Origin of the sequence: Sphingobacterium sp. SYP-B4668, from assembly GCF_027627455.1 — a bacterium.
In the GTDB taxonomy this organism is placed as follows: Bacteria; Bacteroidota; Bacteroidia; order Sphingobacteriales; family Sphingobacteriaceae; genus Sphingobacterium.
The window spans coordinates 4,037,685-4,057,367 of record NZ_CP115483.1 but is presented as its reverse complement, the minus strand read 5'-3'; the positions used below and the strand labels follow the sequence as shown (position 1 = coordinate 4,057,367).

Genomic DNA, 19,683 nt, shown 5'->3' with positions numbered 1-19,683 from the left:
TCACGATTTGATCATAAATACATTAAAAATGAAAACACAATATCAGGCTATATTACAGTTTCTGTTGGTCACTACTTTGTTGTTTGGACTCAGCGGTTGTTCGGATTATTTTTTGGACGTGGATCCTACGCAATCCATTTCGGGCAATACGATTGTTGTTGATCAAAATACAGCCGAGACGGCTGTACTGGGCGTTTATAGTGCATTGCAATCACGTTTGTACTATGGCGGTGATGGATATGCGGCAATGGCTTACCTGTCGGGAGGAGATCATATTTGGGTTGGGACACTCAATTACTACAATTCTTTTCCAGTCCATGAATATCGACCAGATAATACCTTGATTAATAACGTCTGGTATGATATCTATAAGGTGGTGAACGGTGCGAACAATGTTATCGAAAAGGTGGCGGCTTTGAGCAATGAATCAATCGCTAACGACGCGCGGAATAAATTTACGGGAGAGGCTTACTTTTTACGCGCTTTGGCTTTCTTTGATTTAGCAAAAGCATGGGGCAATATTCCGATTGTATTGCAGGCAACAAAATCACCTTCGGATTTTAACGGTATCCAACAAAGTGATCAAAAGACAGTATATGCCCAAGTATTAAAAGATTTGGATCAGGCGGAGACATTGTTGCCGACGACTGTGGATCGAAATAGAGTCACTAAGAATACGGTATATGCACTTAAATCGAAGGTGTATCTCTATCTTGAAAATTGGGATAAAGCGATTGAGTACGCTAGCAAAATTATTAATAATACAAATTATGAACTCATCTCGTGGCCGACAATTCTGGCGGGCCTGAATACCAAAGAGTCTATTTTTGAGCTGGCTTTTTCGGCTGCTGATCAAAGCGCGCACTTTGGGTCATGGTCGAGTCTCAGTTACCGTAATCAATATGGCCCTAGCGCGGAGGTCTATCAATTTTTGCAACAAACTGAGGTAGGTGGAGATCGTAAAGCTTTAATTGTAGACAATTCTACTCCAACAATTCGTAATTATTTTATACAAAAATTGTACTGGCGTTCGTCGGGGGATAATCCGACTTATATTCTGCGTCTAGCTGAACAATATCTAATTCGAGCCGAAGCACGTGCAAAAAATGCCACTGTTGATCTAGAGGGGGCACTTTCAGACCTGAATGCAGTGCGTAGACGTGCAAATGTCGGTGTAAAACTACTTACGACTAAAGAAGCATTATTGACAGATATAGAACAAGAGCGGAGGGCGGAGTTTGCCTTAGAGCCACATAGATGGTTTGATTTGGTACGTACGGGTAGGGCAGCGGCTGTATTGGGAGTGACCGACCAGCGTAAGTGGATTTTCCCTATTCCCTATAATGATGTGGAAGTAGATGCTGATCTGGTACAGAATCCAGGATATGAATAATCGTGATTAAGATGAATACATCCATACATGATTCATGGAGCAAAGGCCAGGTCTTTGTTCTGCTTGTTGCTATTTTCTTTTTTGGCCTATTGAGCATTCCGTTCAATCCTACACTTTGTGCTGACATTAGTCGCAAAGTGTTGAGTGTTGAGAGTTTTTATCAGCTGACGACTTATCATACTTCATTCTTTCGAGAAGCTCAACAAATAGGGCTGCAATTGACAGGTTATCTGAATTGGTTGATTGCATTGGTTGTCGCTTTGTGTGGAAGTGCGCTCCTACAGGTGTTATATAAGCAGCCACTTCCAGCGGATAGGCTCTATTATATCCTCAGAGTTTTGCTACGATATCGTCTTGCTATAGCACTATTTGCGACTGGTATCGTTAAGCTATTTCCCGTTATGTTGCCTCTACCGACGCTTAGCGATTTGCATACCGAGTATGGGGATTTTTTACCATGGAAAGTCTATTTTCTGAGCACTTCTATCAGCTCTGCAGGATATGTCCCGACACTTGGTCTTATGGAGATAGGAGCGGCCTTGTTGCTCTTGTTTCGAAAGACTACCGTAATAGGTGCTGCTATAGCATTCTGCCTGTTGCTCAATATTGTCTTGGCTAACTATGCATACGGTATCGGTGAGCAAGTATATAGTTCCTTTTTGCTATTGCTGTCGTTTGCCATTTTGTGGTATGACCTTCCTCGTTTATATGCTTTACTTTTCTTAGAAAGATATACTAAGGCCGATACTTACGAACCTGTATATAAAGAGCGGTATTTGAAATTTAGAAAAGGGCTCAAGATAGCAGTAGTCATTTGGGTGCTAATACTACTGGGGGGGACATATCGAATTTGGTCCAACGAACGGTATCCCTATTCTAATCAAGCGGGGCTTAAAGATGCTGCTGGATATTATGAGGTAACTAGATTTGTCCGCAATGCTGACACAATTGCTTATTCGCAGGATGATGAAGTGCGCTGGAGAAATGTGATTTTTGAAAAATGGAATACATTGAGTATTCGAGATAATAACGCAGGTGTAGTGGACAGTACCAGACCCAAGATTGTGTATCAGGTAGATAGTCTTCGAAATTTTGAACAATTGGGTAACGGAGGCCGACATTTTTATCGTTATGAAATTCGTGATGGAGGTCGCCGAATAGAGCTGCAAAATAAGATTGTTAAAGGTGATCGCTTTGTTTTCCATGTGAAACAGTCGGGAAAAGATCAGCTTGTCCTCTCCGGAGTATCCAATGCGAAAGATTCACTACAGGTCGTACTGCAACGTACTTCTAAGGAATATTTACTGCATAAAGGGCGACGTAAACCTATTAAAATCTATTAATAACTATGACACAAAGCACTATCGTCGAATCGGAATATGTGAATAAGTCCATAGACCGTTGGGATTCTGGAAGAAATATTATTTTCCGTTTCTTTTTTATATTTATCTTACTTTTTGTCATTCCTGTAAAGTATGAATGGTATGCTCATCTCTTCAAAAGCAAATCATTGTATGAGGTGTTGTCTTCGATGGCCGGATTCCGTCCCGGACTCATCGATATAGCTGGAGAAAGTGGTAAGTGGGGGTTGTATTCCTTTGCCTCTTGGGGGCTTACAGCCATCATCGCAGCCACAGGAGCCTACCTCTGGGCGTGGTTAAGTCGTAACGCGACCCCGATTAATGTCGCAAAGGGGTATTATTGGCTACGTGTACTCGCACGTTATCGTATCGCTATTGGAATCATTGCCTTCGGTTATCTTAAATTGTACCCAATGCAGATGCCATTTCCCTCAGAGGCTAATCTGCATACTGCCTTTGGTGACTACGCTCCTTTCAAATTGTATTGGCAAGCTGTAGGACTTTCTCTGTGGTACCAGATCTTTCTAGGACTTTTGGAAATAGGAGCTGGGATATTGATGTTTTTTAGAAAAACTACAGCCTTAGGGGCTATTATTAATGCAGGTGTTCTATATAATATTGCACATGCAAACCTGGCTTATGATGGAGCTGTACACCTTTATAGTGGATATTTTGTAGTACTGTCTGTTTTTGTCTTATTACAATATCTACCGGGCATCTGGCAGGTATTTATTAAACGACAAGACTTTGCTCCCAATTATTATACCCCCAATTGGAGAACTCCTGGGTGGAGAGTAGCATACCTTGGAGGTAAATACCTTTTTATATTATTGTTTCTTTTTTATTATGGATACAAACGCTATGAGATGCACTACAACGAAGGTAAGCTCAAGGAACCAATTGTACCCGGACTTGCCAATGCGGCGGGATATTATCATATCTCTAAATTTGATCTCAATGGCAAGACTCTACCATACGATCCAAGTGACTCTGTTCGATGGCATGATGCGGTTTTTGAACGCTACTCCACATTTGTCTATACAGTTAATAAGGCATATGCCATAAACCTAGATAATGGTACTCCTAAAGCCACTGATCTATTCAAAGATTATGAGTTTACTGGTCGGGCCGGAGGAAAGCGATATCTCTATTATGAAATCGATAGTGCTGAAAATTATTTGTACCTCGTTGATAAGAACCAGAAATTTGCTAGGGAACTGGTCCGTGAGCGCAGTAATATTAGGATGGATTTGAGGGACAAGTACCAAACGGTGTGGCGAGATAGTCTGCATATCTTGCGTTGGGAGTATAATCGACTGCCTAACGGTAATATTAGATTGGCGGGACGAATCAATGACAAAGACTCCATTAATGTCATACTAAGCAAGCATAAGCATCAGCATGCTATCGGCGAAGGATGGTATACACGTAATAATATTTATAACTATGAATAATCTAAAAATTAGAAAAATGGGACCTTTTTGGATGGTAGGTTTCTTGTTTTTTGTAGCTCATTCTGGATTTGCACAGCAAAAGAAACTTTGCGAAGCTGAAAACTTTCATGATCGTCTGCTTGTGGACACGGCCATACAATTGATTGATGTACGTACACCTATCGAGACTGCAGAGGGGACGATTTCGGGGGCTATTCTATTAAACTGGAAAGACAGCATAGCCTTCCAGCTGGTTGTGCAAAAATTAGATAAGAGGCGACCTGTATACATTTATTGTAAAAGCGGAAATAGAAGTAGCGAAGCTGCGGATTATTTGACTCATCTTGGGATCCAAGAAGTGGTGGGGCTCAAGGGAGGAATAAGGGCATGGGAAGAAAAGGGCTATTTCATAGGTGAAAAAGTAAACAGGGATAACAACGGAAAGGGATGTCACTGATGCAGAGAAGACAATTTGTTAAAGAGGGGATAATAGGATTGGGGCTAATATACCTATCGGAGAAAGGGCTGGCTGTAAATAAAGACAAAGTAAATCGAAATTTTGAGATTCAACAATTTGTCGATGAAGGTCTGTCACAATTTGCGTATGCGGTTTACGATGCAAAATCTATTTTACTAATAGATCCAGCAAGAGATGTGCAGCCTTACCTGGATTTTGCAGAGGAAAAGAATCTGAAGATTATTGCTGTAGTCGAAACCCATCCCCATGCAGATTTCGTGAGTGGGCATGCCGAATTGCAGCGTAGACTTCAAATTCCAATTTATGTGGGTAAAGACTATCTAGCAGAATTTGGCCATAAGGCCTTGATAGAAGGTGATTATATTGTTTTGAACAATTCCGTTCGTCTACAGGTATTGCATACTCCGGGGCACTCTCCAGAAAGTATATCCTTGGTCTTACAAGATCAGAATCGGAATATCGCATTGTTCTCAGGAGATACTTTGCTTTTTGGAAATGTAGGTCGTCCTGATTTGCGAGATACAGATGAAGGTTCGCCTAGTAGTCGAGAGGCACTTGCGCGTGCGATGTATCGAACGGTGAAAGACAAATTAAGTGTATTGGAAGATTCTCTTGCCCTTTATCCAGCACATGGTGCTGGATCACTCTGTGCCTCGGGTATTCGGGATGTAGCAACCAGTACTCTGGGTTATGAACGCATTCATAATCCAGCTTTTAAGATAAAAGGAGAGGGGGAATTTGTTTCTTGGATATTGGCAGATTTGGCATTTGTTCCAGCTTATTTCCCATTTGATGTAAATCTTAATCTGAAGGGTGCGGAAAATCTCCAATCCAGTTTGTCCTTGATTGATATTCTGCCAACGAATATTCCACTTCCCTCGCATGTCCTCCAGCTAGATACTCGACCGCAGAAGTACGCTATAACGTCCTATATCAAAGGTGCTATCCAAATACCTGGGAATGGTAAATTTGAAACGTGGTTGGGTACAATCATTCAGCCGGGAGAGAAATTTTATCTCATTAGTGAGGATGAAGAACACTTGCACCAAAGACTAAAACAAGTGGCTAAGATTGGGTATGAAGGTCAGGTATCGGGCGCTTTGATTTATAACCGATTCCAAGAGGGGCCAACAGAATTGGATGTAAATGATGTGTTGGAACATCCCGAAGATTATTACATTATTGACGTTAGAAATGAGAACGAAGTACATAAAAACCGTATTTTTAGCCATGCGGTGAATATTCCGTTGCCAGAATTGAAGAAGCAAATCTCTGAAATCCGTACCGACAAACCTATTGTAGTGCATTGTGCTTCAGGTTATCGGTCTGCAATAGGAAGTAGCCTACTTCGACGGGGTCGTCCGGATGCTGTTATTTATGATTTCGGTCCCGCTATAAAAAATATTAAACCCTAGTAAAGTTTTGATGAATAAAAACCAATATGATGCTATAGTCGTAGGATCTGGACCTAATGGTCTTGCTGCCGCTATTACAATGCAACAGCAGGGACTTTCGGTTCTATTGATAGAAGGGAAGGATACGATAGGTGGTGGTATGCGTACTTTGGAATTGACGCTGCCTGGCTATGCGCATGATGTGTGCTCTGCCATCCATCCTATGGCAGTGGGATCCCCTTTCTTTTCTACACTTCCATTGGCCGATTACGGTCTAGAATTTATTGAATCTCCCCTAGCGGCAGCGCATCCTTTTGATGATGGAAGCTCGGCTTATCTATCTAAATCTCTTACGGCTACGGCACATGGCTTAGGGAAAGATGCAGAACGGTATAGATCATTAATAGAGCCTTTCGTTCGCGAGTGGGGTGCGCTATCTCGTGATAGTATGGGACCACTGCGCTTTCCGAAACACCCTTTATTAATGGCTAGATTTGGTCTAAAGGCTTTGCAGCCCGCAGCTTGGCTGGTGAATCGATTTCGAAGCTCTAAAACTCGTGGTCTTTGGGCGGGAATGGCTGCACATGCTATTCAACCTTTGAATAATGTAGCTTCGTCAGCAGTTGGGTTGATGTTGTTGGCTGTAGGGCACAGTAAGGGATGGCCAATACCTAAAGGAGGGTCACAATCTATTGCCGACGCTTTGGCTGCATATTTTGTGTCACTGGGGGGGGAGATTCATACAGGTGTATGGATTGAAGACTTAGAAGACTTGCCTTCCCACCGCGCAGTGCTGTTTGATGTTAGCCCCCTTCAACTGGACAGGATTCTAGGTGCTCGACTTCAAAAATCGTATAGAGGTCAATTGAAGAAATATCGATATGGTATGGGTGTTTTTAAAATTGATTGGGCATTAGATGGACCAGTTCCCTTTGTGTCTGCCGAAGCCCAATCTGCTGGTACGGTACACTTGGGTAATACATTTGAGGAGATTGCGGAAGCTGAATGGAAAACCTCAAAAGGATATCACGTTGAAAAGCCGTTTGTACTGTTGGCGCAACAAAGCTTGTTTGATGCCACTCGTGTACCAGAAGGTAAGCAAGCCGTATGGGCCTATTGTCACGTACCTAATGGCTCTAAACAGGATATGACAAGACAGATTGAAAATCAGGTAGAGCGCTTTGCTCCAGGATTCAAAGATCGAATTTTAGCGACAAGTGTAATGGATACGCATGCTTTGGAAGCCTATAATCCAAATTATATAGGTGGTGATATCAATGGTGGAATTATCGATATTCGCCAATTATATACCCGACCTACATTAAGTCTATCTCCATATAGGACTTCTATCAAAAAGGTTTTCATTTGTTCATCTTCTACGCCACCAGGGGGAGGAGTCCATGGGATGTGCGGTTACCATGCGGCTAAGCTGGCACTTCAGGATGTTTTTGATATTTCGATATAAAAGAAATATTGAAGTCGAAGCTACTGAGATAGAAAGTCAATTTTTTTCCGATCTCTTTAGTAATGTGACCTATTGGCATTTTTGCTTTTCGATACTTAGTCTGTTAATCGTAGGTAATTAGCTTTGCTGGTATACATGAGATGTTGTTTTTGAGCATTTGACCAATATCCACTGATCAAACCTTTAGAAAAGTTGTAAAGCATGATGAAGGTTTTTGGGGAGAAATAGAATAGTGCAATAACAGCGCACTACTAAATTGATATGAATTGAACCTAAATTGATACGATTTCGCTGTTGATTTTAAAATATTAAAGCGTTATTTGATTTTCAGGATTAAGGATCTGTTTGAAATTTATCTAAATATTTGTTTAAGCTTTTTCTGGCTACAACATTATTGCGTTTTTTTGAGATAGAAATATTGCTATATCTTTAAAAGATACCTTATTTTTTTTAAAAAAGAAGGTCGTAAGCATTTTTAAAATATAAATCCAAACAAGTCCGAAGCTGATATTCAAAAGCATTTTATTATTTCATGAAGACCGTAGCGATTGTATTCCGAACCGCATATGAGCTTCACGTCAATTTTTCCGTACGATATGTTTAAACCTTTTCAAAAATCTATTATTGAGATGAACAAACTCAAAAGAATGAATGTTTGGTGTTTTTTATGCTGCATGTTGGCAATAGGCCAAGTCGAAGCCCAACAAAGGAAGGCCCCAGCCTATCCTTTAATCACGCACAATCCGAATTTCAGTATCTGGTCAACTACAGATCAACTTAATGAATCTACTACTAAGCACTGGACAGATGCAGATCATTCTTTGCTTGGGTTAATTAATGTAGATGGAAACATTTACCGTTTCTTGGGTAAAGAAGAACCAAACTATAAAACGATACTTAATACCTCTCATGACGGCCCATATACTGTACAATATAGCGAAACTAAGCCGCATGGAGATTGGACATCTCTAAACTACTCCGCGGAAGATTGGAAATCGGGTGCTGCACCTATAGGTGATGACGAAAAGCATGTCAAAACCCTTTGGAAATCGGATGATATCTGGGTAAGGAGAACTTTTGATATCGTTAATCCAGCTAGCATCAATGAACTTTTCTTAAAATTGAACCACGATGATAATGTTGAGGTATTTTTGAACGGCAAGAAAATCTATGATAAAGCTGGTTGGACCAATAAATTTGAATATCTGCCAATTCTTAAAACGGATCTTAAAGCGGGACAGAATGTAATAGCTATTCATTTGGTAAATACTGCTGGTGGTCGATTCCTGGATTTTGGTTTGGTGGATAGGTTGAAGGAAAGCGGGCCCAAAATACAGATGGCTGTGCAAAAAGATGTAGAGATTACGGCGACACAAACAATCTATAAATTTGTAGCAGGCAAAGTAAATCTTAAACTGACTTTCACATCTCCTCTACTCATGGACGATTTGAATTTACTGTCTAGACCAGTCTCCTATATTACATATAGTGTACAAGCGAATGATAATAAACGGCACGCAGTAAAAGTATTTCTTGGTGCATCATCTAATATAGCAGTGTATAGACCATCACAGGAGGTGACAGCTCAAAAATATACAACAGGAGGACTGTCGATACTAAAAGCAGGAACTGTTGAACAGCCTGTCTTGGGGAAGGGTGCAGATGATATGCGTATCGACTGGGGGTATTTCTATGTAGCTGCGCCAAAAGCAAATGGTGTCGAACAATTTGTAACGCCTGTGGCCACTGCTGTGGATGCGTTTCGAAACGGCGTTAACACATCTACCGCTTCAAAGGGAACTTCATTATCCTTAAACACGGTGATTCCTTTTGGTAACGTTGGGAATGCTGAAGTGAAACATTTCATTGAACTAGGATACGATGAGATTTATGCAATTCAATATTTTAAAAACAACCTAAGGCCATGGTGGAACAATTCGGGTACAGAAACTATAGAGAATCAGCTTATTAAAGCTGCTGATGAATATGAGTCTGTGGTGAACAAATGTACTTCATTTGATAAACAAGTATATGCTGATGCTCTCCATTCTGGTGGTAAGGAATATGCTCACCTGACTATACTTGCATATCGTCAGAGTATTGCTGCTCATACATTAGTCAAAAGCCCTGAAGGGGAACTATTGTGGTTGTCCAAAGAAAATAACAGCGGTGGATTCATCAACACGGTAGATGTCACCTACCCATCAGCACCCTTGTACCTTATCTACAATCCTGAATTGCTAAAGGGGATGTTAAATGGTATATTTTACTTTAGTGAGAGTGGTCAATATCCCTATCCTTGGGCGGCACATGACTTAGGTACCTACCCTTTTGCTAACGGTCAGACCTATGGCGAGCCTATGCCAGTGGAGGAGTCTGGCAATATGATTATTTTAACGGCAGCCATTACTAAGGTACTACAAGATGGCAGTTATGCCAAGCAACACTGGAAGACGCTTACTACTTGGGTAGATTATCTTGTGAAAGAAGGCTTCGACCCTAAGACGCAGTTGTGTACGGACGACTTTGCAGGTCATTTGGCCCGAAATGCAAACCTGTCGGTCAAGGCTATTGTAGGTATAGCTTGTTATGCACAAATGGCGGAGGTAATCGGTGAAACTGAAACGGCCAAGAAATATCGTGCTATAGCCGATCAGATGGTGCCAAAGTGGATGGAGATGGCAGATGCTGGCGACCACTATGCGCTTACTTTTGATAATAAAAATACTTGGAGCCAAAAATACAATTTGGTATGGGACAAAGTTCTAGGACTGGATTTATTTCCGCAAAAAGTATATAACACCGAAATTAAATATTACCTGACTCAACAAAATAAGTTTGGTATACCACTGGATAGCAGAAAAGCTTACACTAAGAACGATTGGATTCTGTGGACCGCTGTTTTTGCACCTACTCGTCAGGAATTTGATGCATTGATCAAACCAGTATATAGACATGCTATTGAGACCGAATCTCGGGTTCCGTTGAATGACTTTTATGATTCCAATACCGGTATCCGTGAAAATTTCAAAGCAAGGAGTGTAGTCGGTGGTTTCTACATGAAGCTCTTGGCGGATAAATTGCTTGCAGGTCAGATAAAATAAGTGAACAGTCATATGCTTGACTATTTCTTTATCTGAAAAAATAGTCAAGCATATTCCGATATACTTAAAAAGGAAGCTTCACAACTAAAGATGTATCAGTGTCTTTAGTTGTGAAGCTTTTATCGATTTCTAGATACTCTGAGGTCGTATTTGCTACTCGTTTTTGGGATATGTCGGAAATCTTCCGAAAGCCCGTGAAATGGGCATTGAATGTCTTGTGGCTTTATCATGAGATACTTGGCTTTTGAAAGTTAGGTGGCCCATATAAATGTATTTCTAAAAGCTCGCTCATTTTGAATTTCAATCTATAATTGAAGGCACTGTTTTTTGTATCTTTGATATTAATAAAAAGGAAAATTAAATAATGTGAACATACTTTTTAACCAGCTATTGGATGGTACAGTGCTATCTGTAACGTTGGTTAAAAAGGGGATAGATTCAAAGGTGTGAATTGCTGAATCTGGTTATCATTAAATATAAAATAATACGAGTGTCAAATGGCAGTACCCATCCATAAAAGCGAATTGCAAAATTCCATACAAATCAATTATGATAAGCTTCGTAAGGAATTGACTTCTATTCCTTTTGAGCTAACCATGGTAGAGGAGCTAGAAGGCCATAGTAAAGGAACGTTGATGAGTATCAACAATCTTCTGTCGTACTTGATTGGTTGGGGGCAATTGGTTTTAAAGTGGATTGATAAAAAGGATAGGGAAGAGCCCGTTGATTTTCCTGAAGAAGGCTATAAATGGAATGAACTGGGTAAACTGGCCCAAAAGTTCTATTTGGATTATGGTGCGGATGATTATGTTACCTTGCAAGAAAAATTAGACAAGACCGTTGGTGACATTTTAGCCATTATTGAAAAAAAGACAAACGAACGACTCTATGGAACTGCTTGGTATCAGAAGTGGACATTAGGTAGAATGATTCAGTTTAATACAGCATCTCCTTATATCAATGCTACAGGAAGGATTCGGAAATGGAAAAAGCAAAAAAATCTGAAATGAAAATAGAGAAATATACTAAAGCAGACTATACAGCTATTATGGATGTTTGGGAGTCTTCTGTAAAAGCAACTCATCATTTTTTGAAGGAGGATGATTTTCTATTTTATAAAAAAATAATTCCGACGGATTTTCTACCGAAGTTAAAGGTTTATATTTTAGAAGACAATGGCCTGAAGGCATTTATTGCTGTAAATGAAAGCCATTTGGAAATGCTCTTTGTAAAAGATGATGCTAGAGGAAAGGGGTATGGAAGGAAGCTGATAGAATATGCTTTGCACTATTTGGGAGTGGAGCAGGTGGATGTCAACGAACAAAATGAACAGGCTATTGGGTTCTATCGGAAAATGGGTTTCGAAATCAGGAGTATGTCTGCGACAGATGGTATGGGTAAGGATTATCCGATTCTCCATATGTGTAGAACAATTTCTAGTCAGATGAACAAGACATTTGTTGTATATGGAGTAAGTAGAGGACTCGGTCGGGCTATTGCTGAACATGTTGTTACTGATGGAGATATGTTGTTTGGGATTTCGAGAACGGAACCGCAATATTTTGTGGGAAGCGATAATAGAAGATGGATTTCAGCAGATTTATCTAACCCTATGGTCTCAGCTCATAAAATAAAACAAGTCATTGGCAATCAAAAGATAGATTGCCTTATTTATAATGTTGGTATTTGGGAAGAATACGCTTTTTCTACTGCTTATGATTTTGAGAAGGAAAGTCCAGAAGAAATAGTTAAAATAGTTAATACCAATATCACATCATGCTTGTTAGCGGTACAATCATTTATTGAAAATCTCAAGCTATCCAATAATTCTAAATTAATATTTATAGGCTCTACTTGGGGCCTAGACAACCATAATGGAAAAGAAGTTGTCTTTTCTGCTACCAAATTCGCGTTGCGTGGTATGGTACATGCTTTAAGAGAGAGTTTGAAAGCAAGCCGTATAGCTGTATCCATTCTTAATCTTGGCTACCTGGCTACGGAATACGAATTTACGGATACCCAAAGCGTATTAAACGAAAGGGAAGGTGATTTGATTCCATTGTCAGACGCTATTAATGCTTTGCGTTTTATACTCTCGACCACATTTGCAAGTTGTGTGAAGGAAATTAATATGCCTGCCATGAATGATGAAAATATCTAATTCTTTTGCTTCGAAATGGGTAAGAAATTGGATTGAATATTATAAACACATCACATCCTACGTGCAGGAAGATAAGGACTTAAGACTTTACACGACGTTAGTCTGTTCTGTATCAGGATTAGACTAACATTTAAAGTTATAGGGTTGTCGAAAACTATGCTACTACTATAATTCATATCTTTTTTGAATACGCTGCGGTTTGTCAGTAGCAATATCGTGAATGCTTGTTCCTTGATTATTAGTCATAATCTAATTCCTTAATTATATTTAACACTTTTGAAGTGCAGCAGATGTCAGGATGGTGCAGGATGCCTATGCTGCATTGGATTCATATATTTGGGATAGCCCCATTGGACCATCTGTGCGGCCTCTGGTTATAAACGATATGATTAGGTGTTTTTCAACCTAAACCTCTAAATCTAAAAAGCAATGAAATATAACGTACATAAAAAGGAGGTTTTGGGTACTAAGTCATGACATTCACAAATGGACCTGAAATAGAACAATCGACAGTGTTGAAGCACAGTCGAAATTTGCTGAAAGATTTTAACTAAATTAAATGTAGCTAATCAAGAGAGATGATGCTCTTAATACTTAAAACCAATAAATCATAAAGGGGTATGCCATATGACCAATATCACAAAACGATAGTCAAATATTGTACAGATGGTAATTTGCCATTAAAACCAATTTTGTAGGGGTATAAATATTATTTTTCTAGTTCCGCAGCGGGAAGTTTTGCTTAGTAGGATAGAACACAATCCAGGATATTAGTTCAATAAAGGAATGAATCAAAACAGAATATCAATATAAAGAGCCACAATGCAAAAAATCAAAAATGTACAGTTGCTGTTGTTCTCCTTGCTCCTACTTTTGTCAGTGGGGTCATGCAGTCAACAGGCCAAAGAGAATGTTGTAGAGGACACAAATCCGAAGACAAAGAAATTCGTGCTGCCCGACGGGTTTGCTGTTGATCATATTTATAGTCCATCGGATAACAAACAGGGGTCATGGGTTGCCATGACTTTCGATAATAAGGGAAGGATGATTACATCTGACCAATATGGCGCTTTGTTTCGTATTGAGCTTCCGCCTATCGGTGCCGATAGTACAGTGAAGGCCAAAATCGAAAAGTTGGAATTCCCTACTGATAATCCAGCTGATACCAGTTCTAAGAAGGTGGGTATAGGATTTGCCCAAGGCTTACTATGGGCGTACAACAGCCTCTATGTAGTCGTGAATCATTCTCCCAACGATCAATTTTCCCAAGGAAGTGGAGTGTATCGTTTAGAGGATACAAATAGCGATGATAAGCTGGATAAGATGACTAAATTGTTGGCTCTGAATGGTGAAGGAGAGCATGGGCCACATAGTATTATTTTAGGACCAGATTCCTCAATTTACTTGGTTGCAGGCAATCATACAGATTTGCCGAAAATGGATGCTTATAGATTGCCTTCTAATTGGCATCATGATAATCTGTTGCCTCATATAGTAGATCCTCAGGGACATGCTACTGACCGTAAAGAACCCGGGGGCTGGATTGCAAAAACTGATGCTGAAGGAAAGCATTGGGAATTGATAAGTGCCGGTTACAGAAATCCATTTGATATTGCATTTAATGACGATGGGGAATTATTTATCTACGATTCAGATATGGAATGGGACTTTGGAATGCCTTGGTATAGACCTACTCGAATCTGCCATGTTACCAGTGGGAGTGAATTTGGCTGGCGTACAGGGAATGGCAAATGGGACCCCCGATATCCAGATAATCTTCCCGCGGTTCTGAATATTGGACAGGGATCGCCGACTAATTTACTTTACGCTAGTCATGCAAAATTCCCCGAGAAGTATAGAAACAGTTTATTAGCATTTGATTGGAGCTTTGGTATTATTTATTCTGTTCAGTTAGATCCCAAAGGGGCTAGCTATTCTGCAAAAGCGGAAGAGTTTGTGTCGGGATCTCCACTTGCCTTAACAGATGGAGAGATTGGGCCAGATGGTGCGTTGTACTTTTTGACTGGTGGAAGGCGTTTGGAATCTGATTTGTATCGGGTGTATTATAAAAATCATGATGATATCAAGGGAAATACAACAAGTAGCAAAAAAGATTTAACCAAAGATATAGCGTTACGTCGGGAGATTGAACAATATCATAAACCATCTGCTCCTGGTACAGCAGAGAAATTATGGGAATATCTTGGGCATGAAGACCGTTTTATCCGTTATGCAGCACGTATAGCTGTTGAGCACCAACCTGTAGATACATGGAAGCAATTGGCTTTTGAAGAGCGCAACGTACTTCGTTTGACAGAGGCAATGTTGGCCTTAGTCAGAAATGGAGACAAATCCCTTCAAAGCTCGATATTCAACAAGTTGGCAACTATTAAAATAGATGGGTTATCACAGCAGATGGTGTTAAATCTGTTACGAGTTTATGAGGTTGCTATTGCACGAATGGGGAGACCTACTGATGCACAGCGGGTCTTGTTGTCTTATAGGCTGGGGGGCATGTATCCATCAAAAGTGAACCTTATCGACCGTGAGCTTGGAAAAATATTGGTAGCTATAGGCGATGAAGGTGTCGTTCGAAAGACGGTACCTTTGATGTATACTGCAAAAGATGATTCTACAAATGCCAATTTTATGAATTCATCTAACTTAATCTTGCGAAATCCAGAGTATGGATTGGATATCGCGAATATGTTGGCAAATATTCCACCTGCGCAACAGATTTATTTGGCAACTATGTTGAGTTCGGCAACAACTGGTTGGAGTCCCGAGTTGCAAGAAGAGTATTTTAAATGGTTTTATAAAGGATTTGGGTATAAGGGTGGAAACAGTTATATCGGCTTCATTGATAAAGCCCGCAAAATTGCTTTAGGTAATGTCAGTAAAGACCAATTGGCGCATTACGGTAAAATCTCAGGGGATTCTTTGGTTAACCAAGCGGGCAACCGTTTGGCAGAAAAAGTCGTAGGTGCTAAAGGACCCGGCAGAAATTGGGAAATTGATTCGGCTTTAAAGTATATTAATGAAAATAAGGAAATACGTGATTTCAAACGTGGCAATGAGTTATTTATTGCTTTGCGCTGTGCATCTTGTCATACAATGAAAGGCGAGGGTGGTTCGGTAGGGCCAGATCTGACACAATTGGGCACACGGTTTTCCACTAAAGATATGTTGGAGTCACTAATTGAACCTAGTAAGGTAATCTCGGACCAATATGAATCTAAAGTATTCCATTTGAAAGATGGAACTAAAAATATGGGACGATTGATGGGTGAAAATGAGACGAGTTATATTATCTCACAGAATCCGTATGCGCCGCAGCTTACTAAAGAGATAGCCAAGAAGGAGGTGCAGGACATCAAGGTTTCTGAAATCTCCATAATGCCTCCCGGTACTCTCAATGTATTAAGTCCAGACGAGCTACGCGATATCATGGCTTACTTAATGTCTGGTGGAAATGAAAATAATGTAGTTTATAAAAAGGATAGAAAATAATACAAGGTGGATTTTTCAAATAAGGACTGGTTGGATAAGGTGTCGCATGTGGCACAGGTGGGGGGTATAGAAACATCGATATTGGATAACGGACGTGGACGGGGTACTCGAATAGCTTGGATTAATACTGGTGCGGGGCTACGTTTCAAAGTTGTTATTGATAGGGCAATGGATATTGCGGATGCAAGTTTCAACCAGTTCAACTTAAGTTGGATTAGTAAGCTGGGTGTCACACCTCCTCAACCTTTTTCTGATAAAGGTGCTGATTGGTTACGAACTTTTGGCGGTGGGTTATTGGTCACTTGTGGTCTGACACATGTTGGTGGGCCTGAAACGGATGCATTTGGTAGTCGAGGGCTTCATGATCAAATCAGTAATATTCCGGCAGAAATTATCCAGATTAAACAGCCGGACTTAGTCAGTGGAAATCGTGAGATGTCTATTACAGGTCGGATATTACAAGGGCACCCACTTGGTTACAGTATTGAAATGACGCGCACTATACGTTGCTATTTGGGTGACCCAACTCTATATATCGTCGATGAAGTCCAAAATGTTGGAAATAGGGAGGTTCCACATATGCTTTTGTATCATTTTAATTTTGGCTGGCCGTTAGTTGATGCAGATACGAAGATACTATGGGAGGGTAAATGGCGAGCAAGAGAGTCAGGCGCAGATCAAAAGATTTTTAAAGAAGGTAATGACTTCAAGACGTGCACCGAACCACGGCAAGATCATTGTGGAGCAGGAGAAGAGGCGGCCTTTATATCTCCTGATAGTGATAGTGAGGGAAATTGTAGATGTGGCTTGTTGAATGAGAAGCAGGGGTTTGCAGTAGCGCTAAATTTTAGGAAAGAGCAACTTCCTTGGTTGACGAATTGGCAACATTGGGGACCTGGAGAATATGCGACGGGGTTAGAACCAGGAACTAACCCACCGTTGGGACAAAAGCAAATGCGAGAACAAGATGAACTCACCTTTCTTAAGCCTAATGAAAAGAGAGTCTATGAACTTTCTTTATCCATCTTAGATACTCATGACGCTATTCATGCATTTACAAATAACATATAAAAACTAAAAAATACGTTGTTATGGAAAATATAGAAAAAGCCTTTGAACAAGGTAAGGGGATATTCAGATTGGCGCCGAACTGGGTGCCAAGATCATTTTGTGTTCCCGGGAGGCGGATTAAACTCCACCCAGACGATTATTATATACTAGGTGGTGAACGTGGGGGGATTGATGAGCGTTGGTTGTCTTCGACAACGCCTGCTAAGAACGGTCCGTTAACAGGAGAGTTTGAAGGGCTCAGTTTTGTGGTCTTTGAAGATGCTGGCGAAATGAAGCAGATATTGCTTTCAGATTGTGTTGATTACCTCAAAGAAAAACTTGTTGGAGAACGTATTTGGTCGACCTATCGATGTTGGCCCATGTATTCTAAATTCTTTGATAACATGGGACCCTTACCGCACCATATTCATCATAATGACGAGAAAGCAGCTCTAATCGATCAAAGTGGAAAACCTGAAGCCTATTATTTTCCACCACAGCTTAATAATCATGGAGGAGATTTTCCCTATACTTTTATGGGGATCGCTCCAGGTACCAAAAAGGAACATATTAAGGAATGCTTACAGAATTTTACAAAAGGGGATAATAAAATTACTAATTATTCACAAGCCTATCGATTGGAGCCAGGAACAGGATGGGACGTGCCTCCGGGATTATTACATGCACCAGGAAGTATGTGCACCTATGAGCCTCAGAAAGCTTCTGATGTATTTGCTATGTACCAATCTCTGGTCAATGAGGCGATTATTCCAGAGGAACTACTATGGAAAGGCGTTCCAGAAGACAAGCATGGTGACTATGATGCTTTGATGGATATCATTGATTGGGATCTTAATGTAGATCCAAATATGATGCAGAATAGATTTATGCTCCCGATATCGGTGCTGCCCGACTTGGAGATGGAGGCCGCTGGATATAGTGAGAAATGGATTTGTTACAAGTCTACCGCATTTAGTGCAAAAGAGCTAACTGTATTTCCAGGACAAACGGTCACGATTAGAGATGCAGCTGCTTATGGTCTAATTATGATGCAGGGGTGCGGAAAATTGAATGATTGGATTTTGGAGACCCCGGCATTAATCCGGTACGGGCAGTTGACCTATGATGAATATTTTGTCTCTGAATCTGCTGCTATACAGGGAGTAACGATTAAAAATAACTCCCTTACGGATCCCATCGTGATGCTGAAGCACTTCGGGCCTGATAATCCAGATTTGGAAATAAAAGAGTAGTATTTTTAATAATAAAGGTTAGAATATGAACAAGAACAATTTTCCAAAATTACACAATGCTACATGGCCGGGTATTGTTGGTAAAGGAGAGCATGAGCCAATAATTTCGTTAGATGAGCTTTTGGCAAAGACAGCCGAAGCTACCTTTAATGGCGTCAAGTTTGATGGAGTCGACATTGGTCTCTTTGACGCTCATATAAAGCTGGATCCTGCGGATGATAACGTTAGTACATTAGTGGATAAAGTGGGGGGCTACGGTCTAGAAATAGGCACTCTCGTAGCGCCAATTTGGCCTCCTGAGGGTGGGTCAGCAATGGGGACGCAAGAAGATAGGGATCGCTTTGTTAGTGTTGTAAAAAAGGCTTGTCAATTTGGTTATAAGTTGAGAAAACAAGGTATCCGAACTAATAATGTTATTCGTATAGATTCTGCAACCAGTGTGGAGGAGTGGTCTAAGAACCCATTAGAACATACAAAAATGATTGCGGAAACTTTTAGACGGGCATGTGATGTGGCCGCAGACTACGGCGAGCGGCTTGCTGCCGAAGGGGAAATCTGCTGGGGGGGTATGCAAAGCTGGAAGAGCATGCTGGAAACGCTAGAAATGGTCGATCGTGATAATATGGGATTTCAAGCCGACATGTCCCATACCTTTTTATATTTATTAGGCTACAATTCTCCGCAAGATCGAATTCTCAAAGATGACTTTCAATGGAAAGATCGGGAAGAGTTGGAGCGAGGGCTTCAGTTCTTGACAAAGCAGCTTCGGCCATGGACTATTGATTTTCATGTGGCGCAGAATGATGGTACGGTGTTTGGCTCCGGGTCACATGATAAAACAGGTCGACATTGTCTACCGACAGATCCTAATGGTAAGTTAGATATCGTGAGAGATGCGGGGTACTGGTTAAGAGATGAAAATGGGAAACCAACCCAAGCCTTTAATCATATCTGTTGGGATGGATGCATGTTTCCCAACGAGGTAATGCATAGGCAAGAGACTTGGAATTCTATTTTAGAAACGTTGATAAAGGTGCGTGAAGCACATGGTTGGTCAGTGTAAAATTTGATGAAATCCCTT

Annotated in this window: 13 protein-coding genes; all 13 read left to right on the top strand. The window is 40.6% G+C overall.

Annotation, left to right across the window (positions count from 1 at the left end; genetic code table 11):
- Positions 1-28 precede the first annotated feature (28 nt).
- Positions 29-1,393, top strand: a complete 1,365-nt coding sequence (locus tag OQ289_RS16550) for a RagB/SusD family nutrient uptake outer membrane protein (RefSeq protein WP_270087957.1) — start codon at positions 29-31, stop codon at positions 1,391-1,393.
- A gap of 11 nt (positions 1,394-1,404) precedes the next feature.
- Entirely contained in the window at positions 1,405-2,736 is a 1,332-nt protein-coding gene (locus tag OQ289_RS16545) for a beta-carotene 15,15'-monooxygenase (protein WP_270087956.1), read from the top strand.
- A gap of 5 nt (positions 2,737-2,741) precedes the next feature.
- Entirely contained in the window at positions 2,742-4,208 is a 1,467-nt protein-coding gene (locus OQ289_RS16540) for a hypothetical protein (protein ID WP_270087955.1), read from the top strand.
- Positions 4,201-4,644 (top strand): rhodanese-like domain-containing protein, encoded by a 444-nt coding sequence (locus OQ289_RS16535; protein WP_270087954.1) that lies wholly within the window; start codon positions 4,201-4,203, stop codon positions 4,642-4,644. Before OQ289_RS16540 ends, OQ289_RS16535 begins: the two co-directional genes overlap by 8 nt.
- Positions 4,644-6,080: an MBL fold metallo-hydrolase gene (locus OQ289_RS16530; RefSeq protein WP_270087953.1), complete on the top strand. Its 1,437-nt coding sequence runs from the start codon at positions 4,644-4,646 to the stop codon at positions 6,078-6,080. The genes OQ289_RS16535 and OQ289_RS16530 overlap by 1 nt, the downstream gene beginning before the upstream one ends.
- Before the next feature lie 10 nt (positions 6,081-6,090).
- Positions 6,091-7,524 carry a phytoene desaturase family protein gene (locus OQ289_RS16525; RefSeq protein ID WP_270087952.1) on the top strand — a complete coding sequence of 478 codons (1,434 nt, stop codon included), beginning with the start codon at positions 6,091-6,093 and terminating at the stop codon, positions 7,522-7,524.
- Positions 7,525-8,153: 629 nt separating this feature from the next.
- Complete coding sequence (locus OQ289_RS16520) at positions 8,154-10,628, top strand: glutaminase family protein (protein ID WP_270087951.1); 2,475 nt, start codon at positions 8,154-8,156, stop codon at positions 10,626-10,628.
- 497 nt (positions 10,629-11,125) lie between these two features.
- The gene (locus OQ289_RS16515; RefSeq protein WP_270087950.1) at positions 11,126-11,638 is read left to right on the top strand and encodes a ClbS/DfsB family four-helix bundle protein; all 513 of its coding nucleotides are present in this window, start codon (positions 11,126-11,128) and stop codon (positions 11,636-11,638) included.
- Positions 11,635-12,789, top strand: a complete 1,155-nt coding sequence (locus OQ289_RS16510; RefSeq protein WP_270087949.1) for an SDR family NAD(P)-dependent oxidoreductase — start codon at positions 11,635-11,637, stop codon at positions 12,787-12,789. Before OQ289_RS16515 ends, OQ289_RS16510 begins: the two co-directional genes overlap by 4 nt.
- An 822-nt stretch (positions 12,790-13,611) precedes the next feature.
- A complete protein-coding gene (locus OQ289_RS16505) occupies positions 13,612-16,299 on the top strand; it encodes a c-type cytochrome (RefSeq protein WP_270087948.1) in 2,688 nt (895 codons plus the stop codon).
- Positions 16,300-16,305: 6 nt separating this feature from the next.
- Entirely contained in the window at positions 16,306-17,370 is a 1,065-nt protein-coding gene (locus tag OQ289_RS16500; RefSeq protein WP_270087947.1) for an aldose 1-epimerase family protein, read from the top strand.
- 20 nt (positions 17,371-17,390) lie between these two features.
- Positions 17,391-18,602 carry a hypothetical protein gene (locus OQ289_RS16495; RefSeq protein WP_270087946.1) on the top strand — a complete coding sequence of 404 codons (1,212 nt, stop codon included), beginning with the start codon at positions 17,391-17,393 and terminating at the stop codon, positions 18,600-18,602.
- A gap of 25 nt (positions 18,603-18,627) precedes the next feature.
- Entirely contained in the window at positions 18,628-19,665 is a 1,038-nt protein-coding gene (locus OQ289_RS16490; RefSeq protein WP_270087945.1) for a sugar phosphate isomerase/epimerase family protein, read from the top strand.
- The last annotated feature ends 18 nt before the right edge of the window (positions 19,666-19,683 follow it).